Raw genomic sequence first — 21,935 nt, forward strand, 5'->3', positions numbered from 1 at the left:
ACACTGTCACCGCGGCCGCCGGCCCGGCACCGTCGAAGGCGTGAACCCCGCGATCCTCGCCCAGGAGGGCTACGAGTCCGCCGCCACCGCGGACTCCCCGGCGCACGAGCTGTTCCCGGGCATCCGCCTCCGTCCACTGTGGAGCGGAGAGTCCGGCGCGACCGCCAACGTGCTCGAGATGGACCCCGGCACCTCCTGGCCGCGCGACGACGTGCACGAGCCCGGTCCCGAAGAGGTGTTCGTCGTCTCCGGGACCTTCAACGACGGCGCCCGCGACTACCCGGCCGGCTCGTTCCTGCACGCCCCGGCCGGTTCCTGGCACGTCCCGCAGACCACCACCGGCTGCACGCTGTTCGTCTTCTACCCCGAGGGCTAAGCCCCGCGATAGGTGCCGATGCTCCAGGAGTTGCCCTCCGGGTCGCGCAGGCTGAAGCCGTGGGAGCCGTAGTCGGTGTCGGTCAGGTCCTCGGTGATCTCGGCGCCGGAGTCCTTCACCCGCGCGTAGATCTCGTCGACGTGGTCGGACACGATGTACGCGGTGCCGACACCGGGGCGCATGGCGTCGTGCACCGGGTCGACGGGGCCGCCGGTGCTGCCGAGCATCACGCCGCCGCCTTCGGGCCAGGTCAGTTCCGCGTGCGCGATCTCGCGCTCCGGGGTGCCGGGCACCACGAGCGTCTCCTGGAAGCCGAGGACGTCGACGAGGAAGCGGATCGCCGCCGGGGCGTCGTCGTAGCGGAGGGCGGGCCAGACTGTCGGTTGAGGTGTCATGCGCCGAGTCTCGCCCGGCCACCCCGCTTCCGTCTTGGAAGAACGGGAGGTCAGTCCGCGGGCCACTCGTACGAGAGCTCGTAACGGTCGGCCGCGAGCACCATCTCGTTCAGCTCCAACGGCGTCCCGTCGGCGCCGTAGGCCACGCGGGTCACGGTGATGACGGGGACGCCGTCGGCGAGCTGCAGCAGCGACGCTTCGTCCGGCGCGGGCATCCGGGCGCCGACGTGCTCGGCGAACGAACCGAGCCGGTGGTCCCGCTCCTCCAGCCGGGCGTACGTGCCGCCCGGGCCGGTGTCGACGTCCTCGATCGCGGTGCCGCGCGTCAACGCCCGCGGGAGGCGTGACACCGCGAGCTGGACCACCAGCCCGTCGGCCCGCATCACCCGGTCCCGCACGGTGATCTCGGTGCCCTCGTCGATCGCGAGGTGCAGCGCGGCGCGGGCGTCGGCCTGCTCGAAGCGGATCTCCGTGGACGTCGACGGGGTGAAGCCGCGGGCCTCGGCGTCGGCGAGGAACGCGCCGCGGTCCCGCTCGCGCGCCTCGCGGGACAGCCGGGATCGGGCGATGCGCTGCACGCTCGCCGCAGGGCGCACGAAGACACCGCGACCGTGCTCGGCCGTGACAAGTCCTTCAGTGCGAAGCATTTCCACCGCGGCTCGGACGGTGGGCCGCGAAGCGTCGTACGCCTCGACGAGTTCCCGCTCGCTCGGCAACCGGTCGCCCGGCGCGTAGTGCCCGCCGGCGATCTTCGCGCGCAGGGCAGCCGCGACCTGCCTGAACGCGGGCATCCCGCTCGTGCGATCCACCATCCGGTCAGTATCCACTGGTCAGCTTGTCTTGACCAGTTGAGCGGAACGTGCCACGGTTGGCGGTCAAGAAATCATGATGGGTGATCGGCGAGGCATGACGGGATGGGTCACGGGCGAACTGCCCCCGGCCGAGGTCGAGCACGCGCTGTACGCCATCCACTTCTGGGCGCGCGACACCCGCAACCACCGGTACCGCCGCGAGCAGCTGGCCGACCCGGACAGCGGCCTGCTCGAGCCCGAGTGCTCGCAGGCGAGGTCCATGATCCCGGCCCGGTGCGCCTTCCGCGACGAGCTGTCGGACGAGCTCGGCGAAGCCCGCGACCGCGCACAGGACTGCCGAAGCTGCTTCTCCCGCGCGACACCGCCTTCGCCGCGTCGGCCGCTTCAGTAAGCGGGCTCTTCCGTCAGCTCCAGGAACGGCAACTCCTCGGCGATCCACGTCCGCGGTGAGCAGCCGGCCAGCGCGCGCCATTCGTTGGAAAGGTGCGCCTGGTCGTAGAAACCCGCTTCGACGGCGACCTCGGCCAGGTCCCGGAGGCCGCCGCGCAGCAGGTGCCCGGCGCGTTCGAACCGCAGCACGCGAGACGCCTGCTTCGGCGCCAGCCCGATCTCCGCGCGGAACCGCTCCCCGAAATGCCTGCGGCTCCAGCCGACCTCGCCGGCCAAGTCGGCGACGCGCGCCCGGCCGCCGCTGTGCCGCATCAACCGCCAGGCCTCCCCCAGCTCCGGCGGGGGCGAAGCGGGCTCCACCGCACGCGCGACGAGTACGTCGTCGAGGATCGCGAAGCACGACTGCCAGTCCGACGCCTCCGCCAGCCGCGCGGGCAGCGAAGCGAGGTCACCGCCGAAGTCGGCGAGGTCGACGATGTGGCCGCTCAGCTCGGCGGCCGTGACGCCCAGCAGCGTCCGCACGCCGAACGGGTCCAGCTCCAGGTGCAGGCCGCGCTGCACCCGGTCCTGGGTGATCAGCGCGGGCGCGGTGTGCAGGCCGCCGACGAGCCCCTGCAGCGCGCCCTCCCCCGGCTCACCGGTGAACCGGACGGGCTGCTCGAGGCTGATGATGAGCGTCACGTGCCGCGAGGGCAGTCCACGGTGGACGGCGAGGGTCACGTTCTCCTGCGCGTAGCCGATGTAGCGCGTGACCAACGGCCGCACCAGAGGATGCGGCGCGCGCGACGCCCAGCTGTGACTCACCTGACCAGCGTAGGCCGCGCGGGCGGGGTTTCTGCTACCACGGAGGCGGGGTCCCCACCCGAAGACGAAGCGGAGTTCGTGATGACCATCCAGGAGCAGGCGCAGCAGCTCGAGCAGCTCGCCGACCAGGTGCCCACCGGCATCGCCCTCGCGACGAAGAGCGAGCTCGCGGACCTGCAGTCACAGGTGCTCGGCCTGCTCGGCGAGACCTCGACGGCCACCGCCATCCAGGGCTCGATCCAGCTGGCGTCGCAGCAGATCGACGACGTGGCCGCGGCGCTGGAGAACGTCCGGATCCAGATCAAGGACGCCGCGCAGCACCACCTGCAGGGCTGACTCGTGAGCGGCCAGGACGGTGAGCACCGTCCTGGCCACTCACGAGCAGTTCAGCCGACGGTGACGCTGGGGGCGCCTTCGCCGACGCCTTCGCCCGCCGCTTCGGCGATGCGCATGGCCTCTTCGATCAGCGTCTCCACGATCGCGTGCTCGGGCACGGTCTTGATGACCTCGCCCTTGACGAAGATCTGCCCCTTGCCGTTGCCGGAGGCGACGCCGAGGTCGGCCTCGCGGGCCTCGCCCGGACCGTTCACGACGCAGCCCATCACGGCGACGCGCAGCGGGACCTCCATGCCCTCGAGCCCGGCGGTGACCTGCTCGGCGAGGGTGTAGACGTCCACCTGCGCCCGCCCGCACGACGGGCAGGAGACGATCTCGAGCTTGCGCTCCTTGAGGTTCAGCGACTGCAGGATCTGGATGCCGACCTTGACCTCTTCGACCGGCGGGGCGGACAGCGACACGCGGATGGTGTCGCCGATGCCCTGGCGCAGCAGCGCGCCGAACGCCACGGCGGACTTGATCGTGCCCTGGAACGCGGGCCCGGCCTCGGTGACGCCCAGGTGCAGCGGGTAGTCGCACTGCTCGGCCAGCAGCTCGTACGCGCGCACCATGACCACCGGGTCGTTGTGCTTGACCGAGATCTTGATGTCGTGGAAGTCGTGCTCGGCGAACAGCGAGGCCTCCCACAGCGCCGACTCGGCCAGCGCCTCGGGCGTCGCCTTGCCGTACTTCTCCAGGAGCCGCTTGTCGAGCGAGCCGGCGTTGACGCCGATCCGGATCGGCGTGCCGTGGTCCTTCGCGGCCTGCGCGATCTCCTTGACCTGGTCGTCGAACTTGCGGATGTTGCCCGGGTTCACGCGCACCGCGGCGCAGCCGGCCTCGATCGCGGCGAACACGTACTTGGGCTGGAAGTGGATGTCGGCGATCACCGGGATCTGCGACTTCTTCGCGATCGCGGGCAGGGCCTCGGCGTCGTCGGCCGAGGGGCACGCGACCCGGACGATGTCGCAGCCGGCCGCGGTCAGCTCGGCGATCTGCTGGAGGGTGGCGTTGACGTCGGAGGTCAGCGTCGTCGTCATCGACTGCACGGAGATGGGGGACTCACTGCCGACACCGACCGAACCCACCTTGAGCTGGCGGGTCTTGCGGCGCTCGGCGAGGACGGGGGGCGGCAGAGCGGGCATACCTAGCGCGACGGTCACCACCCCAGCGTACCTACACCGACCGGACGACATTCAACGAAGTCAACCGTCACGGTGAGCAGTATTACGCCCTGTCCGGGCGGCACCGGCCGGGTCGTGCCCCGGCCGGTACGCCCGGCTACTGCAAGCGGATCGGGTTGACGATGTCCGCGGTCACCGTCAGTAGCGTGATGCCACCGCCGATCACGACGATCACCATCGTGACCGCGGAGAGCTTCGTGTAGTCGACCGGGCCGCCCGCCGCCTTGCCGCGCAGCCCGCGGATCCAGTCGCGCACCCGCTCGTACCAGACGATGGCGATGTGCCCGCCGTCCATCGGCAGCAGCGGCAGCAGGTTGAACACACCGATGAAGAAGTTCAGGCTGGCCAGCAGGAAGAAGAACAGCTGCCACAGGCCCTGCTGCACGGCCTCGCCGCCGATCCGGCTCGCGCCGACCACGCTGACCGGGGTGTTCGGGTCGCGCTCGCCGCCGAAGATGGCGCTGACCACGGCCGGAATCCGCTCCGGGAACTGGACCAGCCGCTGCGCGGTCTGGGCGAACATGGTCCCGGTGAAGGAGAACGTGGCGCCGACCGCGGTGAGGCCGTTGTAGTGCAGGTTTGCGGGCGGGACCACGGTCTTGGCGCCCATCATGCCGACCTCGCGCACCGTGCCGTCGCTGGTGAGCCGCTTCACCCGCGGGATGTCGATGACCAGGTTCTTCGTCGCGTTCCCCCGCTGCACCACGACCGGCGTCGGGCCGCCGGCGTCCTGCACGACCTTCAGCACGTCGGTCCACGCCGGGGTCGGCTTGCCGTTGACCGACAGGATCTTGTCGCCGTGCATCAGCCCCGCGGCCTTGGCCGGCTGGGGCGAGCCCGGCGGGCAGGACTCGTCGTTGAGCTGTGCGGTGGTGGTCGCCGCGCGGGCGCACGAGGTGGCGTCGATGACCGGGGGGATCGGCTCGGACGCGGCGGCGATGTTCGGCAGGCCCATGGTGACCGCCATCAGGTAGAGCACCACGAAGCCGAGCAGGAAGTGGGTGATCGAGCCCGCGGACATGACCACGGTGCGCTTCCAGGTCTTGAACCGCCACATCGCGCGCGGCGCCTCTTCCGGCGTGACCTCGTCCAGCGCCGTCATGCCGGCGATGTCACAGAACCCGCCGAGCGGGATCCACTTCAGGCCGTACTCCGTCTCGCCGCGGCGCCAGGAGAAGACCGTGGGCCCGAAGCCCACGAAGTAGCGCCGGACCTTCATGCCGAACGCCTTGGCGGTCAGCATGTGACCGGCCTCGTGCAGCGCGACGGAGATGCAGATCCCCAGCGCGAACAGCACCACCCCGATGATGTAGGCGAGCACGCGCTACTTCCCCTTACCCAGCATTGTCCCAGCACGCGCGCGAGCCCAGCGCTCGGCGGCGAGTACATCTTCGACGTCGCGAGGCACGCGACGCCACTCGTCGGCGGCTTCCACCACCTGCGAAACAGTGTCCACAATCGAGGTGAAACCGGCGTTCTGCGCCAGGAAGGCCGCCACCGCCTCCTCGTTCGCGGCGTTGTAGACGGCCGGCAGGCAGCCGCCCTCGGCGCCCACGTGGCGGGCCAGCTCGACAGCCGGGAACGCCTCGTTGTCGAGCGGCTCGAACGTCCAGCTCGCCGCCGTGTCCCAGGTGCAGGCGGCCGCGGCGCCCGGCACGCGCTCGGGCCAGTGCAGCGCGAGCGCGATGGGCAGCCGCATGTCGGGCGGGCTCGCCTGGGCGATCGTCGAGCCGTCGGTGAAGGTCACCATCGAGTGGACGATCGACTGCGGGTGCACGGTGACGTCGATGCGCGCGGGCTCGATGCCGAACAGCAATGCGGCCTCGATCAGCTCCAGGCCCTTGTTGACCAGGGTCGCGGAGTTGATGGTGATCAGCGGGCCCATCGACCATGTCGGGTGCGCCATCGCCTGCTCGACGGTGACGTCGGCCAGGCCGGCCCGCTTCCGCCCGCGGAACGGCCCGCCGGACGCGGTGAGCACGAGCCGCGCCACCTCGTTGTCCCGGCCCGCGCGCAGCGCCTGCGCGATGGCGGAGTGCTCGGAGTCGACGGGCACGAGCTGGCCCGGCTTCGCGGCGGCGAGCACGAGCGGCCCGCCCGCGATCAGCGACTCCTTGTTGGCCAGCGCGAGCGTGGAGCCGGTGGCCAGTGCCTTCAGCGTCGGCTCGAGGCCCTGGGACCCGGGCAGGGCGTTGAGGACGACGTCGACGTTCACCGCGTCGATGAGTTCCGTCACGGCGTCGGCGCCGGCGAAGATGCGCGGGATGCGGAACTCGCCCTTCGAGTAGCCGCGGCGCTGGGCCTCGGCGTACAGCGCGAGCTGCAGGTCCTCCACCGCTGTGGGCCTGCTGACGGCGACGGCGGCCACCCCGTGGGCCAGCGCCTGGGCGGCCAGCGCCTGCGGGTCGGACCCGCCGGCGGCGATCCCGGCCACGGTGAACAGGTGCGGGTTACGGGCGGCGACGTCGAGGGCCTGTGCCCCGACGGACCCGGTCGAGCCGAGCACGAGGACGCTTCGCGAGGTAGTCATCGCCGTTCATTATCGCCCGCGGTGGCGCGGGCCGTGTCCGCGGAGCACCCGGCGGTGTGGGATCATTGCGGCGTACGAGGTTCAGCGGGTCAGGAGGAGTGATCGTGGCAGGCAAGGCGATCGAGAAGCGGCCCGAAGTGGACCCCCGCGACGAGCCCTCGGCCGAGTGGGGCTGGCACGGCTCGTTCCCGAAGGCCACCCGCGTCGCCGGCTGGATCAGCGTCGTCGTGCTGCTGCTCATGCTGAAGGGCAACCACGAGAACAACACGGAGAACGTCTGGCTCGTCGGCCTGGCGATCTTCCTGGCGTTCCTGCTGGTGCTCGACATCCGCAAGCGCCGCACGGCCTGGCGCAAGTAGTTCCCCGTTCGCTACCTTGCGGGCTTATGAAGTCGCGCTGGGTTGCTCTCGTTCTTTCGGTCGTGGCCGGTGTGGCGCTGTTCGCCGCCCCGGCCACCGCTGCTCCCGCACCGCCGGTGGTCCGGTGCTCCTTCACGCCGACGCCCGACAACCCAGCCGCACGCCCGGTGGTCCGGCCGCTGCCGTTCGCCCTCACCCGCGGGACCATCGACGTCACCTTCCGCTTCAACTACGGCCCGGTGACGATGCGCCTGAACAGCGGCGGCGCGGCCCCGTGCGCGGTGGCGAACATGGCGAGCCTGGTCCTGCAGCACTTCTACGACCGTTCGCAGTGCTGGCGCCTGTCGAACTCGGCGCGGCTGGGCGTGCTCCAGTGCGGTGACATCTACGAAGTGGAGAAGGGCGGCCCCGGCTACAAGTTCCCGGACGAGGTCACCGGCGCGGAAACGTACCCGCGCGGCACCGTCGCCATGGGCAACCAGGGTCCGGGAACCAACGGCTCGGAGTTCTTCATCGTGCACTCCTTCGCGCACATCCCGGCGCAGTATTCGGTGCTGGGGACCGTGGTGAGCGGCATGTCGGCGCTGGACCGGATGGTGGCGGACGGCATCATCCCGACCGACCCGAACGGGCCGCTGGACGGGGCGCCCAAGCACCCGGTGAAAATCGAGCGGGCTTCGTTCGGCTGGTAGAGCTACTCCCCGACGAAGGTGACCGTCTCGCCGAGCGGCGCCCGGCCGGTGCGGGCGGAATCGGCTGCGACGTCCTCGGTGCCGATCGACATACCGCAGAAGAGGATCAACTCGCCCGGCGGTGAAAGCACCTCCGCGACGGTCCGGTGAAACTTCGCCCACGCCATCTGAGGGCAACTGTGCAGCCCTTCGGCGCGCAGCAGCAGCATGACCGTCTGCAGATACATGCCGACGTCGGACCATTGGGGCGAGCCGAGGTCGCGGTCGAGGTAGCAGAACAGCGCGGCGGGTGCGCCGAAGCAGTCCCAGTTCGCCGAAGCGGCCCGCTGGCGCGCCTCGATGTCCTCGCGCGGAATGCCGAGTGCGCCGTAGCGCTGCTCACCGAAAGCGGATCGGCGCTCGCGGTACGGGGACTTCAGCCCGGACGGGTACTGCTCGTACTCCGGCTCGTCCCAGGAATCCCCCATGGCCAAGCGCTCGGCGGCGCGCTTCTTGATCTCGGCCAGCGGCCCGCCGGTCACCGCGTAGACGTGCCATGGCTGGAGGTTCGATCCGGACGGCGACCAGGCCGCGGCGGACAGGACCCGCTCCAGCGTCTCCTTCGGGACGGGCCGGTCGAGGAATCCGCGCACCGCCCGCCGGCTCGTGACCGCCTCATAGACGTCCAAGGTCGCCTGCCTCCGCCCGACGTGCTCATCTCCGTTTCACTCAAGATAGTATCACTCGATACCATATTGATCGACACTATCTCTGCAACAGGAGCGCGCCTACGCCCCGCTGTCCGCGGGGTAGGCGATCCGGGTCAGCAGATCCGTCAACTGCTCCAGCTCGCCCGGCCGCAGCTCGGCGGCCAGGGGTCCGGCCAGTGGCTCTGCCGTCACATGAACCGCGTCGAACAGCTCAACGCCCTCGGGCGTGATCTCCACGGCCCGCGCCCGCCGGTCCCCCGGAACGGTCTTGCGCACGGCCAGCCCCCGGCGCTCCAGGTCGTCCACGACCCGCATGATTCCCGCCTTGTCCGAGCCCGTCGCCGCCGCCAGGTCCCGCTGCACCGTGGGCCCGCGATCGACGAGCACGATCAGCGCGGCGAAATGCCGCAACTCGATGCCGTGCGGCCGGAGCGCCTCCGTCATGAGCGCGGCCGCACGCCAATGCGCCCGGCGGAGCAACAATCCGAGAGCGAAGGGCGATTCATCCCCGGGACGGTCCGTCGCGCGGGAAGCGGCGGTTCCACGAGGAGTCGAGGCGGGCATGAGAACACGTTAGCGGCAGAATCACCTGCGGGAATCCCGGTGCGACGGGAAAGGGCCGGACCCCGCCCGCAGGCGACGCCCGGCCCTCGGCCGAAAGAAGGCCCTACCGTTCGCTGGAAGGAGCCACCAGCTCGCTGGGCCCGCCGCCCGACTCGCCGGCCACCGCGGCCAGTTCTTCGCCCACCGATTCCGACGCGACCGCCTTCTTGCTCTTCGTGAGCAGCGAAGCCACCGCGCCGATCAGGCACACCACGATCGCGAAGCCGAACGCCACCGCGAGGCCGTCCTGGAACGGGCCGGAGATCAGGTTCGGGAAGAAGCTGCGGCCGGTCAGGAACGAGGCCTGGTCCGGTGGCAGGGTGGCGAGCTGACCGCCCAGCAGCTGCTGGATCGGGTTGTAGCCGAGGAACGCCGCGAAGAGCACGGCGACCGCGGGCAGGTGCGCGATCTGGTCGGCCGGGCCGGGCTGGACGCCGTGGGCGGTCAGGCCCGCGCTCATCGCCGCCGGCAGGTTGTTCGACAGGCCCGCGATGATCAGGCTGAAGAAGAAGCCGATCGACAGCACCATGGCCGCGTTCTGGAACGTGGTCATCATGCCCGCGCCCGAACCGCGGGCGTCGGCCGGCAGACTGTTCATCACCTCGGCGCGGTTGGGCGAGGAGAACATGCCCATGCCGATGCCGTTGATCAGCAGGATCGCCGCGAACGCCCAGTAGTTGAAGTTCACCGGCAGGAGGATCAGCAGCAGGAAGGTGATCGCCGTCAGCACCAGGCCGGTCGAGGCCAGCATCCGGCTGCCGATCCGGTCGGAGAGGATGCCCGAGGTCGGCGCGGCGACCAGGAAGCCGACCGTCATGGGCAGCATGTAGATGCCGGCCCAGAGCGGCGTCTGCTCGAAGGTGTAGCCGTGCTGCGGCAGCCAGATGCCCTGCAGCCAGATGATCAGGATGAACTGCAGCCCGCCGCGCCCGAGCGAAGCGGTCAGGTTCGCCAGGTTGCCCCAGCTGAACGCCCGGATCCGGAACAGCGAGAGCCGGAACAGCGGGTTGTCCACCTTGGTCTCGATCACGATGAACGCGATCAGCACCGCGATGCCGCCGATCAGGCAGGACAGCACCATCGGGCTGCCCCAGCCGGTGGGCGAGGAGCCGTAGGGCTGGATGCCGTAGGTGATGCCCACCAGCACCGCGATCAGGCCGACGGCGAAGGTGATGTTGCCCCACCAGTCCATCCGCGCGTGCTTCCGGATGCCGGTGTCGTGCAGCTTCAGGTACGCCCAGACCGTGCCGATGACCCCGATCGGGACCGACACGAGGAAGATCAGGTTCCAGTCGATCGGCGCCAGCACCCCGCCGATGACCAGGCCGAGGAACGAGCCGGCGATCGCCGCGACACCGTTCATGCCCAGCGCCAGGCCGCGCTGGTTGGACGGGAAGGCGTCGGCCAGGATCGCCGACGAGTTGGCCATCAGGAAGGCGCCGCCGACGCCCTGCACGATCCGCCAGCCGATCAGCCACAGCGCGGCCGCGTCACCGTCGAACCAGGTGATGGCCAGCATGATCGACGAGAACGTGAAGACCGCGAAGCCCAGGTTGTACATCCTGGCCCGCCCGTACATGTCGCCGAGCCGCCCGAAGCTCACCACCAGCACCGCGGTGACCACGAGGAATCCCATGATCATCCACAGCAGGTAGCTGGTGTTGGACGGCTCCAGCGGGTTGATCCCGATGCCCTTGAAGATGTCGGGCAAGGCGATCAGCACGATCGACGAGTTGATGGTCGCGATCAGCATGCCCAGCGTCGTGTTGGACAGCGCGATCCACTTGTACCGCGGCCCCAGCTCCGCGACCGAATAAGTCCTGCGCTCCGCCACAGTCGAAGACCTCTCTCGCTCAGTTCCCTTAGCTAGGCTAAGCAACTTGCTTGCGTAAGGCAACCAAGTTTCGGAATCGTTTGCGAGAGACCGGTCACAATCACTTGAACGTCCTTTATGGACTGTTTACTTTCACTCGTCCGAGTGAGGGCCGAGCACCTTCCCCGGGTTGAGGATTCCGTGTGGGTCGAGGGCCTTCTTCACGGCGTGGTGCAACTCCAGGACACCCGGTCCGAGTTCCTGGACAAGGCCGGTCCGCTTGAGCAGGCCGACCCCGTGTTCGCCGGTCACGGTGCCGCCGAGCGCCAGGGCGTCGGCCACGATGTCGTCGAACGCCGCCTGCGCGCGCCGCCGCGCGTCCTCGTCCCCGGTGGGGGTGATGAGCAGCGGGTGCAGGTTGCCGTCGCCGATGTGCGCGATGTTGGCGACCTGCGTGTCGTGCCGCTTCGCCGCGAGGTCGATGCGCGCGAGCATCTCCGGGACCAGGTGCGTCGGCACGCAGACGTCCTCGGTGAGCACCGGGCCGAGCCGCTCCAGGGCCGGGTACGCGAGCCGCCGGGCGGCGAACAGCGCGTCGGCCTCCTCCTGGTCGGACGACTGCGCCGCCCAGGTCGCGCCGGCCTTCTCGAAGCACTCCAGCATCACGGTGGCCTCGCGGTCCCCCGCCTCGCCCGGCGCGTCGCTGCGGCCCAGCAGCACCACCTCGGCGTCGGCGGAAAGGCCCATGTTCTTCCACGCGTCGACGGCGGCCAGGCAGTGCCGGTCCACCAGTTCCAGCGCCGAGGGCACCACGCCGGCGGCGGCGATCGCGGCGGCGGCTTCCCCCGCGGCGACGGTGGAATCGAAGTAACCCGCGACGGTCCGCTCGGGCGCACGCTGGGCCCGCAGCCGCACGGTGACCTCGGTGACCACGCCGAGCGTGCCCTCGGAGCCGACCATCAGGCCCGCGAGGTCGTAGCCCGCCACGCCCTTCGCGGTGCGCCGGCCGAGCCGCACCAGCTCGCCGGTGCCGGTGACGACCTGCAGGCCCAGCACGTAATCGCGGGTCACGCCGTACTTCACGCAGCAGACGCCGCCCGCGTTGGTCGCGACGTTTCCGCCGATCGTCGACCACGGTGAGCTGGCCGGGTCCGGCGGGTACCAGAGGCCCTGGGCGGCGCAGGCCGCGCGCAGATCGTCGTTCACCACCCCGGGTTCGACGACCGCGAGCCGTTCGACCGGGTCGATCTCGCGGATCGCGGTCATCCGGTCCAGCACCAGCACCACGCAGCCTTCGACGGCGTTCGCACCGCCGGACAGCCCGGTGCCCGCGCCGCGCGTGACCAGCGGCGTCGCGTGCTCGATGCATTGCCGCACGGTCGCCTGCACCTCGTCGGCCGTGCGCGGCCGCACGACCACGGCGGGCTGCGCGTACGGCGCCCACTCCGCTTCGTCGTGCGCGAAGCTGCGCAGCACGTCGGGATCCCGCACGATCCGGTCCCCCGGGAGCACGGCTTGGAGGTCGTCGATCAGCATCGGGCGGATCCCTTCGTCGCAGGCTTTCCCGTCAGATTAGGTCCGGGTTCCGAATGACTGTCGAAACGGCGGCCGCTCCTTCGACGCATGGGCAAGACCACCGAGCGGAGCCGCCAAGGAGGCAGCCATGGAAACCACCATCAGCCGACGCGCGATCGCGATGCTCCGGGCCGTCGCCGCCGGGCGCGGCGAGATCGGCTACGGGGCCGAGCCGGACCTGTTCGTCGACGGGCTCCCCTGCTGCGACCAGTACGCCGCACACGCGTTGGCCCACGGCGGTTTCGTCCGCTCCGAGCGCCCGGGCCGGCCCGGGCTGCGGATGCCGGCAGTGCTCACGGCGGCGGGGCTGGCGCTGGTCGCCAGCTAAGGGAAAGAGGCCCTGGCGGCCGCAGGGGAGGGCGGACGCCAGGGCCCCTTTCGCGGGGCTACGGCTCAGGTGTCGAGCGAGCCGTAGACGATGATGTTGTCGAGATAGCTGTGCGCCGAGGCGTCGAACGCGCCGCCGCAGGTGATCAGCCGGATCTCCGGCGCGGTGGTGTTCCCGTACACGGCTTCGGTGGGGAACGACTGCTTCGCGACCTGGTCCACCTTGCTCACGGTGAAGGTGGCCTTCGAGCCGTCCTGGCGGCCGACCACGATCCGGTCGCCCTTCTTCACCTCGTGCAGCCGCCAGAAGATGCCCTTCTGGTGGTTGCCGTCGATGTGCCCGAGCACCACCGCGGGGCCGACCTGGCCGGGCGTCGGGCCGTAGGAGTACCAGCCCGCCTGCAGCGGCTGGTCGACCGGCGGCACCTGCACCGTCTTGTCGGCGTTGAGGCCGAGCGGCACCAGCGAGGAGTGCGCGCCGATGCTCGGCACGTCGACCGACACCGGGACCGAGCGCGGCAGCCCGGCGGCCGGGGCGGCGGCCGCGGCGGGCGCGGGCTTCGCCGGTTCCGGGGAGGAGCCGCAGCCGATCAGCGCGAAGTTCGAGACGAGGGCGAGCAGCAGGGCGAAGAGCCCGAACCGGGAACGGGTCACTGCTCGGTCACCGCGGCCAGGGTGCCGTCACCGGTCTCCGGCGCGCCCGCGGGCACGACCGTGACCTGGCCCGGGCCCTGGACCGGCGGCTTGGCGGGCGCGGTCGGCGTGGTGACCACGGCCGGCGCGACCTTGCCGCATGTGGACGACGCGAGCACGATGTCGCCGCTGCCCAGCGCGCCGAGCGTCTTGCCGCCCAGGAGCTTCACGTGCAGCGCGTTGACGGTGAGGCTGCCGTCGGCGTGCTTGATCTGCTCGTTCACGATCACCTGCACCACGCCCGGCACGCCGATCTTCTGGTTCGGGGCCGTGCCCACCGGCAGCTTGCCGATCCGGCCGAGGTCGAGGTTCGCGAGGTCGGACGACGCGGTGATGCCGTCGGCCGTCGACTTGCACTCGGAGCTGATCACGCTGGCCTTGGGCGTGCTGCCCGCGAGCGCCGCCAGCACCGGCAGGGTGGCGTCGACGACGGCGGCCTTGGCCTGCACCGGCCCGTCGCCGTCCTGCTTCGCGGAGCTGGTGACGGCCTTGGCCGTGATCAGGCCCTTCAGCGGCACGTCCACGACCGAGGCCGAGGTGGGCCCGTCGGTGCTGGACGGCGCGATCTTGCCCGTCTCCACGGAAATCCCCTTGTCCCCCAGCACTCCGGCAAGCAGGGAGACCGAGGCGGACGCCCCGTAGGCCGACCCGGCAGGCGAATCGGCGGCGACGGCCGAGGGGGCCGCAGTGGCCGCGGTGGCGAGCAGGGCCAGTGCCGGAGCAGCGACCACGAAGGTCCGTCCGCGCAGCAGGGCAGAGCGCATGAATTGTCCTTCCGAACATCAAGAATGGATCCCGCCGTCGGATCCCCGAATCCGCGCGTGACCGGACGTAACTGTCGATCACCAGCGAGACTGCGACGCTAGCAAGGGCCCCGGGAATAACAAAACAAGATCGTCAACGCGAGGCGCCGGATCAGCCGCCACAGTGACGACGTTTTCCGCAATTTCACCACTAAAGAGTGATGTAACGCGGCGGCGTCGGCCGGATTTCCCTACTCAGAGCCACTGAAACCTTGCACTTTTCCAGGGATTGCCGCGCCGACCACTCCGAGGGGTGATCCTGCAATGCGTGACATCTGCACACTCACCGTGATGTGACCGCTACCGTCGCCCGCTTCGGCAGACACGGTGGAATCCGCGGAGAAAACGCGTCTTCGGTGATCACCCGCAGATAACCGGCGCATCACGGAAATTGTCCACTATGGAGCGTTGGCGGCCGTTCGGGCCGGTCGTCACCGCTATTACCACATAGCCACTCGACCGGAACCGCGGGATGACATAACCCAGGCGGTTACTCGCCGACCGCCAAGTCCCAGCGATCGGCAAGCAGCCGCCACCATCACTCCGAACGAAAGGCCGACGCCGAGACGTCACCGTCGTCCGAGCCCTGAGTCGAATCTGGGTCGCCGGGTGGTTCGAACAACCCGGCTTCCGCATCCGCGATTGCGGGTGCCGATACAGCCGACGGGACATCGCCCTCGGCCGACGAGGACGCCGCGACGTCGTCGTCGATGGTCGGGTCCAAGGTGTTGAAGCGGGCGCGAAGGTCAGCAGCGGCCTCGGTTTGGCCAGCTGCTTGAAAGCTTTGGGCAAGCCGTTCCACGAACAGCTCCCCTTCGGCTGCGTCCGGGGACAGCCCTACCTCCTCCATCATCATCTGCACGAAGTCACCGGGGGTAGCGCGAGGGGTCGCTTCCGCCCTCTCGACGGCGGGATCGACGATCTCACCGTCGACGACGGGGAACCGAACGTAGCCGGAGTCGCGGTCGCCGTCGCCGGACATGTGACCGCCGAGCAGCGTCGAGCCCGGAACATTGTTGGCCGCGGCCGTGAGCCGAGCGAGGGTCTCGATGTCGGCCACCACGTTCTTCACATCGTGTTGCTGGCGCACGAGCCACCAAACCACCGCACTGCCTGTGTCACTGAGGACGTCTTCACCGAGATAGCGACGTTTGTCCTGCTCACGTCGCCTTTCGTACTCCCAGACCGCGGCATCCTTGCGGGTCCTCGCGAACATCTCCAGCCGTTCACGATCAGCAGGATCCAGATCCAGCTGCACCTCGCCCGCGGAGATCTCGATCATCCCGGACTTGTCCGTCACCACCTGGCCCAGCAGGTTGTTCAGCCGGTGCCTGATCTCCGTGACCTCATACGGCGACACGCGGACGGTGGCCTCCTTGGCCCGGTCGACCACCCTGTCGATCGCCACAGCTCCCATGTTGGCGTGCAATGGAACGTTCGCGCCGAGACGTGGCCGCCACCAGACCTTGGCCGCGAACACGAACCGGTAGTCACTCCAGGAACTCGCCAGCTCGGTGGGCATGACCATCGTCTCCTCAAACCTGCGGGGCTCCGGTTGCGGCGGCTCGACGATCGGCTCCGAGGCGCGGCGCGCAGCCATCCGAGCTTCCAGATCTTGCTCCCATATGAGCCGTTCCTTGATCTTGGCGCGGATCGCGACCGGGATGATCAGCAGCGGCAACGCCAGCAGCAGCCAGATCGGCCAGCCCAGGGCGAAGCCAAGCACCAGTGGCACCCCGGCACAGGCTGCAATCGCGGTGGAAAGGATCGTCCGATCCGAAGAAGTCATCGCTGTTCCTCTCGATACCGAAGCTCCGAAGGGCCCGCACCCACGCCTTGCGCCTTGTCGATCAATTGACTGAACCGAAGGGCGAGGCCCGTCCTGGTTCCCCGGTCAGGACCGGTGCTCGCCCAATTTCGTGCGACGACGTAGATTTCGGCGAGCTTCACACCGTCACTGCCGGCAGCCTCGACAATCACGCGCAGAGCCGACGTCGCCTGCGCCTCCGGCATCGACGAGCAGAGGGTCAGGTAGTTCCCGACTTCCCCCGGCCAATCAGGTCCCCGCTCGGTGAACAACACGTCGGACCAGCCATCTACAACGCTGCGCCGAACCGCCCGATCGGAGAGGTAGGGATGGCCCTGGTTGTCCACTTGCAGCAATCTGGCCGGCTCGACCAGCATGAGGAAGATCTTGAGATCGGCCGGCCGTGGGTAGTGAGCTTCCCGGGGACACAAGCGTTCAAGCAGTCGACGGAAAAGTCGCAAATCGCCGCAGGCGAGTCTCAGCAGAGCCGCCACCGCCTGCTCGTCAAGTTCGCCAGGCAGTCGCTTCGAGAGATGGCGGAGACGGGTCAGCGCCTCCTCAGGGTAGGACCGCGCCATCTCCACCGAGCACAGGTCCACCAGAACAGCAGCGAAGTTCTTCGGCTGTTTGCTGTCCTTCGCCCAGTCGTAGATCCGGCGGCGGAAGACTCGCCCATGCGCCAGATTGGCCAGCCCGGCGCTCAGGAGGTTCCTGATGACCGGGGTGAGGTCTTCGGAATCCCCGGCAGCCAAACTCCCGGAAAGCTCCGCCAGAAGGTTCGGGTTATCCGTTCGGAGACATTGACCGGCCACCCGCTCGGCCAGGGCCACCTTCTCCGGCCTGCTGAGCCAGCAGGTCCTGACCAGCTCGTCGACCCAGTCCCGGAAGGCACCAACAAGGTCGAGGTGGTTGTCCCAGAAGTAGGAGACGACCGCTTCCCCATACCCGATTTCGCGGAAACCGACCTGCCTGGTATCCGTGACCTCGGCTTTGACGTCATGGAGCCGAGCCAGGAAAGATTGACGCTCCAATGAAGGAACTTCTTCCTCCGGATGGCCGACTTTGGACAAGAGCAGCCGGACCGATTCGAAAACCGCATTGAGGTGCACGCCTTCGAGCATGGCGACGGTGAAGAGGAGAGCGCGTGACATACCGTCCGTGCGGTTTGCAAGGTCGCCCTTGACCTCGGCACTTCGGTCCACCAGAGCAGTGAGTGCCAGCTTGAGGGCTGCCGCGAGGTCACTGTCCTTGCCGGCCCGGCCGAAGAGCAGGTGCGTCAGTTCGGCGAACCAGGCCAGCTTGGTCATACTCGACTTGCTCAACACCGTCTGCAGCCCGGCGGCCTGTGGCAGCGCAGAACTGACCGGAACTCGCTCGCCGGCGAGATGCCGCTGTACGACCCGTTCGGGGTCCGGCTTGCCGATTCTCACGCGGTACTGCTGTGTCTCGTCACGCTCTGCCCACATCTCCAACTGCGGATTCAGAATGACGACCAGTCTGGCGTCCCGCTGACGAGCATCTGCGCGAAGCCCGGCAAGTGCTGATCGAAGCACGAGGTACTCGGCTGCTTCCACAGTCGACAGATCAAGAAGGAGCAGATCTCCCCGTTCGACGTTCGAGACGTCGATACTGCCGCCATCGAGGTCAGCCGGAAGGGTACAGAACCGATGTTCGGCGTCCAGATGAAGCCGCAGGAGCATTTTCGCTGCCGCTCGACGACCGCTGCCGGCCGCGCCTTCGAGCAAGACGACGCCGTGTCGCTCCAGCTTGTCCTGTGCTTCACCGAAGCCTTCGGGCGGCTCGAACCTGCGGTACAGCCAGGTAAGATCCGCATCATCGACCTGACTCAGCGCACGACGGCGTGTCGAGTCGATGGCCGCGAACATCAGATACTGGATGTTCTGCTGGATGTGCGGTTGAGCGGCCTGCGAAGAGTCGGAGGGCGACCGTTCCTCCGTGATCACCGGATCTCCTCTTCCCCGGAATCGTGCGAAGCTCGCGGCGTTTCGAGGTTGGCGTTGTCCACCGGTGAAACCGTCCGGTGATCATTCGTGGTGATGTGATCGGCGTTGTTGAAGGTGCCGGGTCCGGTGTTGGCGGGCCCGTTGAACTTGGACCCGCCGAACACGTCGCCGTGGTACTGGTTTCCCGGACCGGCGACGATCGGGCCGCTGCTCCAGATACCGCCGATGCCGTTGCCCTGTACACGCGTTTCGACTCCGGATAAGTTCGCCGGTCGCGCAGCCGATTCCCGACGGTCGACCAGACCGGGGACGATGTCCAGGATGTCGTGCGCGATGCGGTCCAACACGGAGTCCGACTCACGATGCCGGTAAGTCCGATACTGGCAGCTCGCCAGTTTGGCGATCCTTTTCGGCAGCTCCTCGACCCGGAGCGGTGTCTCGGCCCGTTCGTCGATGACGGGGATGACGTGCACACCGTTCTCGAACGCGAGGTGCAGCTCGTGGTGGATCCAGTCCTTCGGGTCGTCGATCTTGCGGTGTCCCTCCGCATCGGCTGCGGTGAGCCAGGTCGGCCCGATCACGCAAAGGAGCACCTTGCTCCCCCAGACGCCGCTGGTCAGCATGTTCTCGAACTTGACGCCCGCGGGAATCGAGCGGTGGTCCATGAAGACGTGCTCGCCACCAAAGCGGTCGCGAAGGTCGCGATCGATAATCGTCGCGAGGTCTTGTCCATCGCCAGTTCGGTAGTTCACGAAGATTTCGGGCATGACAAGTAGTCCCTCCTCAGGGATTCGTGGAAACAGTGGTCGTCAGCCGACGGCGCTGAGCTCCGCCGTGAGGCGCGGGTAGAGGTCTCTGACCGAGCTGTGCCGGTGGAAACGCGACAGGACTTGCTTGAACCGCCGCAGGTCTTTGGCGACCGTCGCCGAGCCGACGATCGACATCGGTTCGATGAGGTCGCCGGCTATTTCGCAGGCGCGCTCGATCTCGCCGAGCAAGGCATAGGCAAGGGCTTGGCGCATGCCGTAGCGGGCTCTTGTGCGAAGGGCGTGCTCCGGAACCAGTCCGACCTGGTGATCGAGGATTGCCACCGCATCACGCGGGCGTCCGAGATCGATGAGGCACCAGCCGTTGGTCATCGCCGCCGGGTCAGTGAGATTGGTGGTACCGAGGACTGGCGCGGAGAGACCGGGCGCCTCGTTTACGCTGCTCTGCAGCAAAGGCCGGGCCCGGTCGAGAAGGCGCATGCACGAGTCATAGTCTCCCGCGAGCGCGAAGCCTTGTGCTTCGCGTTGCGCGGCCAGACCTCGAATTCTTGGTGGCACGGTTCCTTCCTGGGCTTGCCGGGCAAGAGCTATCGTCTGATCCGCGTCGTCGCGGTAGAAGGCCACCAAGGCGCGCCGGACGAGCGCGTACTCCGCCAGATCCTGATCACCCGCCGACTTTGCCATCGCCACAGCCCGGTCAGTCCACCAGAGGGCTCCGCGTTCGTCCCCGGCTTCCTGAGTCATCCATCCGGCGTATTCGGCGCACCGGGCGGCTAGCTGGAGCAGCTCCGCGGCCTCCGCACCGCTCGCCTGCCCGGCAAGAACGCGCAACGAGTGGGTCTGCGCGATCACAGAAGGCAGGACGATGTCAGGACTCGCCGACTGGCCCAATATCCGCAGCTGATCGAACTGACGACGAAAGACACCGATCGCGGTCCGCTGCACACTCCTACCGCGAGTGGGCACTCCCATCCCGATACCGAATGCCGCTCCGGCGCCGAGCGCCAGTGCTTCGCGCCTGGCCATCGGCCGGAACAGCCCCTCACCGTCTGCCGCCAGGTTCATCATCCACACCTCTTCGTCGTCCGAAGGTTCGGCGAGATGCGTATGGCAAGGTGGCGCCACCAACAGCCGGGCCAGTACCCCGCCCGCGTGCAGCTCCGCATCACAGCGACGGGCGAGATCGAGGTGGGGCTGCTTGTGCCCGTTCTCGATCTTGCTCAGGTACCCCTTGCTGTAGTGCACCACCGAGGCCAACTGAGCCAGTGAAACACCAGCCTCTGCTCGCAGCCGCCGAAGCTCTGTGCCGAACAGTGCGCTGCCATCAGCCACGTGTCCCTCCCCGTTGCCCGTCGCCCGACCCGACGGCCGGAAGCGACCGTGGTCCAGGCCTGCGGAACAGACTACTGATCAGTGCAGCACGTGAGGTGCCCTCATGGACACCCAAAAACGTCGATTTACAACTAATGGAGCCATGAAACGAAAATCAGCCCCGCGTTGAGCACGAAAAGGCACGACCCGGCGCTCTCACGCGCGGCCAGTCGACAACCGGGCGGTTGACTCCGACGCCCACTTCGTCACTCGCCGCTCCAGCGTTCCGGCATCCTGCTGGAATCCTCAGCGCGCCCCTGTGCGCGAACATCGCAGCACCTCATCATTCGTCATCCGAAGAACCGAGATTGCTTTGACGGGATTCTGGCTGCCGGACGCCGGCGAAGGCGAGCGCAAAGAGACGGTTTCCCGTTGCCTGTTCAACAGGAAACGGGAAACCCCCTCGTCCTGGGGCCGACCCTTCACGAATCGCGGATGCGGGCGGCTCGCGCGGGAGCCGCCGGCTATGCCGAAGCCTGAGGAAAAGATTGCGGTAATGGCAACTTCCCTTGCGCCCCGGACCCGATCAGTCCGACGCTGGAACCCGCACCCCCTCCCCGGAAGCACCACGATGGCCACCGAAAGCACGCAGTTCTGGGAGAACCGTTACCGGCAAACGGATCCGGGCTGGGGGACGCGGCCCAACGCGGTCTTCGCCGACGTGGTTCCCGTGTTGTGCCCTGAGCCGGGCACGGCGCTGGACCTGGGGTGTGGTCACGGGGGCGATGCGCGGTGGCTCGCGGCGCGCGGTTGGCGCGTCACGGCGGTCGACGTGTCGGAGACGGCGCTGGCGCGGATCGCCGGAACGGCTGAGGCCGACGGGGTGGCCGACCGGATCACCCTGGCCTGTCACGATCTTTCGCGCAGTTTCCCCGAAGGCGCGTTCGACCTCGTGTCCGCCAGTTACTTCCACAGCCCGGTGGAGTTCCCGCGCGAGCGGGTGCTGCGCCGGGCGGCCGAGGCGGTGGTCCCCGGCGGGCTGCTGCTCGTGGTCGACCACGGTTCGGCCGCGCCGTGGTCCTGGAACCAGGATCAGGTCTTTCCCACGCCGCAGGAGACCTTCGACGAACTCGGGCTCGGGCCGGGCTGGCGCGTCGAGCGGCTCGACGCGCCCCGTCGCACCGCCACCGGCCCGGGCGGTCAGGTCGCCGAGGTGACCGACAACGTCATCGCCCTGCGGCGGAAGCCGTGAGCAGTCAGCAGGTCAGCGCGACCGGCTCGCGCAGGAAAACGGCCGTGCCCTCCGCGAGCACGTCCGCGCGCGTGACGAGCACGTCGATCTCCGCCCAGCGGCGGGCTTCCCGCTCGTGGTCGGGAACCAGCGACCGGCCGACGAGGGCCAGCAGCGTGTCGATCTCGTAGGCGAGGTCGGCCAGCCGCAGGAACGGCACGTAGTCGGCCTCGGTGCCGGGACCGTGCCGGCCGGCCCAGTCGCAGGCCCCGTGCCCGGCCGAGCGGCAGACGTCGCGGAGGTTCTCGCGGATCCGCTCCTGACGATCGACCACGCTGTTCGGCGCGTCGCGGGAGAAGCTGCTCCGGATGTTCCAGGCCACCGAGAGCAGGCAGCGGCCGGCATCGTCCATCGACGTGTTCATCACCGCGAAGA

24 protein-coding genes are annotated in these 21,935 nt (G+C 68.7%); 7 read left to right on the top strand and 17 right to left on the bottom strand.

The window, feature by feature from the left end; translation table 11 throughout:
* The first annotated feature begins 40 nt into the window (after positions 1-40).
* Positions 41-376, top strand: a complete 336-nt coding sequence (locus BMY97_RS40185) for a cupin domain-containing protein (RefSeq protein ID WP_091628180.1) — start codon at positions 41-43, stop codon at positions 374-376.
* Here BMY97_RS40185 and BMY97_RS40190 read toward each other — a convergent pair.
* Entirely contained in the window at positions 373-771 is a 399-nt protein-coding gene (locus tag BMY97_RS40190; protein WP_091628182.1) for a VOC family protein, read from the bottom strand. The two genes, BMY97_RS40185 and BMY97_RS40190, sit on opposite strands and share 4 nt — an antisense overlap.
* Positions 772-821: 50 nt before the next feature.
* Positions 822-1,583 carry a GntR family transcriptional regulator gene (locus BMY97_RS40195; RefSeq protein WP_091628184.1) on the bottom strand — a complete coding sequence of 254 codons (762 nt, stop codon included), beginning with the start codon at positions 1,581-1,583 and terminating at the stop codon, positions 822-824.
* A 94-nt stretch (positions 1,584-1,677) separates the two neighbouring features.
* On the opposite strand from BMY97_RS40195, the gene BMY97_RS40200 reads away from it, so the two are divergent.
* On the top strand, positions 1,678-1,974 hold the full coding sequence (locus BMY97_RS40200) for a hypothetical protein (protein WP_091628186.1): 297 nt from the start codon (positions 1,678-1,680) through the stop codon (positions 1,972-1,974).
* Here the strand turns inward: BMY97_RS40200 and BMY97_RS40205 are convergent.
* Positions 1,968-2,777 carry a helix-turn-helix domain-containing protein gene (locus BMY97_RS40205; RefSeq protein WP_091628187.1) on the bottom strand — a complete coding sequence of 270 codons (810 nt, stop codon included), beginning with the start codon at positions 2,775-2,777 and terminating at the stop codon, positions 1,968-1,970. The two genes, BMY97_RS40200 and BMY97_RS40205, sit on opposite strands and share 7 nt — an antisense overlap.
* A gap of 81 nt (positions 2,778-2,858) precedes the next feature.
* On the opposite strand from BMY97_RS40205, the gene BMY97_RS40210 reads away from it, so the two are divergent.
* Positions 2,859-3,113 (top strand): hypothetical protein, encoded by a 255-nt coding sequence (locus tag BMY97_RS40210; protein WP_091628189.1) that lies wholly within the window; start codon positions 2,859-2,861, stop codon positions 3,111-3,113.
* A gap of 50 nt (positions 3,114-3,163) precedes the next feature.
* Here the strand turns inward: BMY97_RS40210 and ispG are convergent, their stop codons facing one another.
* From ispG to dxr, 3 genes are all read right to left on the bottom strand, one after another.
* Entirely contained in the window at positions 3,164-4,297 is a 1,134-nt protein-coding gene (ispG, locus tag BMY97_RS40215; protein WP_091628191.1) for a flavodoxin-dependent (E)-4-hydroxy-3-methylbut-2-enyl-diphosphate synthase, read from the bottom strand.
* Between the two features lie 136 nt (positions 4,298-4,433).
* Positions 4,434-5,657 (bottom strand): M50 family metallopeptidase, encoded by a 1,224-nt coding sequence (locus BMY97_RS40220; protein WP_091628192.1) that lies wholly within the window; start codon positions 5,655-5,657, stop codon positions 4,434-4,436.
* Positions 5,658-5,660: 3 nt separating this feature from the next.
* Positions 5,661-6,866, bottom strand: a complete 1,206-nt coding sequence (dxr, locus tag BMY97_RS40225; protein ID WP_091628194.1) for a 1-deoxy-D-xylulose-5-phosphate reductoisomerase — start codon at positions 6,864-6,866, stop codon at positions 5,661-5,663.
* A gap of 104 nt (positions 6,867-6,970) precedes the next feature.
* Between dxr and BMY97_RS40230 the strand changes: the two genes are divergently transcribed.
* Together BMY97_RS40230 and BMY97_RS40235 are read left to right on the top strand one after the other, a co-directional pair.
* Positions 6,971-7,225: a DUF2631 domain-containing protein gene (locus tag BMY97_RS40230; RefSeq protein WP_091628242.1), complete on the top strand. Its 255-nt coding sequence runs from the start codon at positions 6,971-6,973 to the stop codon at positions 7,223-7,225.
* Positions 7,226-7,251: 26 nt separating this feature from the next.
* Complete coding sequence (locus BMY97_RS40235) at positions 7,252-7,917, top strand: peptidylprolyl isomerase (RefSeq protein ID WP_091628196.1); 666 nt, start codon at positions 7,252-7,254, stop codon at positions 7,915-7,917.
* 2 nt (positions 7,918-7,919) lie between these two features.
* On the opposite strand, the gene BMY97_RS40240 is transcribed toward BMY97_RS40235, so the two are convergent.
* The 4 genes from BMY97_RS40240 to BMY97_RS40255 form a co-directional block, all read right to left on the bottom strand.
* Positions 7,920-8,585 (bottom strand): nitroreductase, encoded by a 666-nt coding sequence (locus tag BMY97_RS40240; protein ID WP_091628198.1) that lies wholly within the window; start codon positions 8,583-8,585, stop codon positions 7,920-7,922.
* 99 nt (positions 8,586-8,684) lie between these two features.
* Positions 8,685-9,050 (bottom strand): MarR family winged helix-turn-helix transcriptional regulator, encoded by a 366-nt coding sequence (locus BMY97_RS40245; protein WP_245787751.1) that lies wholly within the window; start codon positions 9,048-9,050, stop codon positions 8,685-8,687.
* A 223-nt stretch (positions 9,051-9,273) separates the two neighbouring features.
* Positions 9,274-11,043 carry an MFS transporter gene (locus tag BMY97_RS40250; RefSeq protein ID WP_091628202.1) on the bottom strand — a complete coding sequence of 590 codons (1,770 nt, stop codon included), beginning with the start codon at positions 11,041-11,043 and terminating at the stop codon, positions 9,274-9,276.
* Between the two features lie 132 nt (positions 11,044-11,175).
* Positions 11,176-12,558: an FAD-binding oxidoreductase gene (locus BMY97_RS40255; RefSeq protein WP_091628203.1), complete on the bottom strand. Its 1,383-nt coding sequence runs from the start codon at positions 12,556-12,558 to the stop codon at positions 11,176-11,178.
* A 127-nt stretch (positions 12,559-12,685) separates the two neighbouring features.
* Here BMY97_RS40255 and BMY97_RS40260 point away from each other — a divergent pair, with 127 nt between their 5' ends.
* Positions 12,686-12,925: a hypothetical protein gene (locus BMY97_RS40260; protein ID WP_177231773.1), complete on the top strand. Its 240-nt coding sequence runs from the start codon at positions 12,686-12,688 to the stop codon at positions 12,923-12,925.
* A 65-nt stretch (positions 12,926-12,990) separates the two neighbouring features.
* On the opposite strand, the gene BMY97_RS40265 is transcribed toward BMY97_RS40260, so the two are convergent.
* The 6 genes from BMY97_RS40265 to BMY97_RS40290 form a co-directional block, all read right to left on the bottom strand.
* Positions 12,991-13,578: a class F sortase gene (locus BMY97_RS40265; RefSeq protein WP_091628205.1), complete on the bottom strand. Its 588-nt coding sequence runs from the start codon at positions 13,576-13,578 to the stop codon at positions 12,991-12,993.
* A complete protein-coding gene (locus tag BMY97_RS40270) occupies positions 13,575-14,381 on the bottom strand; it encodes a choice-of-anchor P family protein (protein WP_091628206.1) in 807 nt (268 codons plus the stop codon). The genes BMY97_RS40265 and BMY97_RS40270 overlap by 4 nt, the downstream gene beginning before the upstream one ends.
* Positions 14,382-14,958: 577 nt before the next feature.
* On the bottom strand, positions 14,959-16,209 hold the full coding sequence (locus BMY97_RS40275) for a hypothetical protein (protein ID WP_091628208.1): 1,251 nt from the start codon (positions 16,207-16,209) through the stop codon (positions 14,959-14,961).
* On the bottom strand, positions 16,206-18,191 hold the full coding sequence (locus BMY97_RS40280; protein WP_091628209.1) for a hypothetical protein: 1,986 nt from the start codon (positions 18,189-18,191) through the stop codon (positions 16,206-16,208). Before BMY97_RS40280 ends, BMY97_RS40275 begins: the two co-directional genes overlap by 4 nt.
* Positions 18,188-18,958 carry a toll/interleukin-1 receptor domain-containing protein gene (locus BMY97_RS40285; protein ID WP_091628211.1) on the bottom strand — a complete coding sequence of 257 codons (771 nt, stop codon included), beginning with the start codon at positions 18,956-18,958 and terminating at the stop codon, positions 18,188-18,190. The genes BMY97_RS40280 and BMY97_RS40285 overlap by 4 nt, the downstream gene beginning before the upstream one ends.
* A gap of 42 nt (positions 18,959-19,000) precedes the next feature.
* Positions 19,001-20,290, bottom strand: coding sequence for a helix-turn-helix domain-containing protein (locus BMY97_RS40290; RefSeq protein ID WP_091628213.1), 1,290 nt, complete (start codon positions 20,288-20,290; stop codon positions 19,001-19,003).
* Between the two features lie 610 nt (positions 20,291-20,900).
* Between BMY97_RS40290 and BMY97_RS40295 the strand changes: the two genes are divergently transcribed.
* A complete protein-coding gene (locus BMY97_RS40295; protein WP_218156990.1) occupies positions 20,901-21,521 on the top strand; it encodes an SAM-dependent methyltransferase in 621 nt (206 codons plus the stop codon).
* A gap of 4 nt (positions 21,522-21,525) precedes the next feature.
* Here BMY97_RS40295 and BMY97_RS40300 read toward each other — a convergent pair whose 3' ends face one another.
* Positions 21,526-21,924 (bottom strand): hypothetical protein, encoded by a 399-nt coding sequence (locus BMY97_RS40300; RefSeq protein ID WP_091628246.1) that lies wholly within the window; start codon positions 21,922-21,924, stop codon positions 21,526-21,528.
* Positions 21,925-21,935: the final 11 nt, after the last annotated feature.

Origin of the sequence: Amycolatopsis saalfeldensis (assembly GCF_900110575.1) — a bacterium.
Lineage (GTDB): Bacteria > Actinomycetota > Actinomycetes > Mycobacteriales > Pseudonocardiaceae > Amycolatopsis > Amycolatopsis saalfeldensis.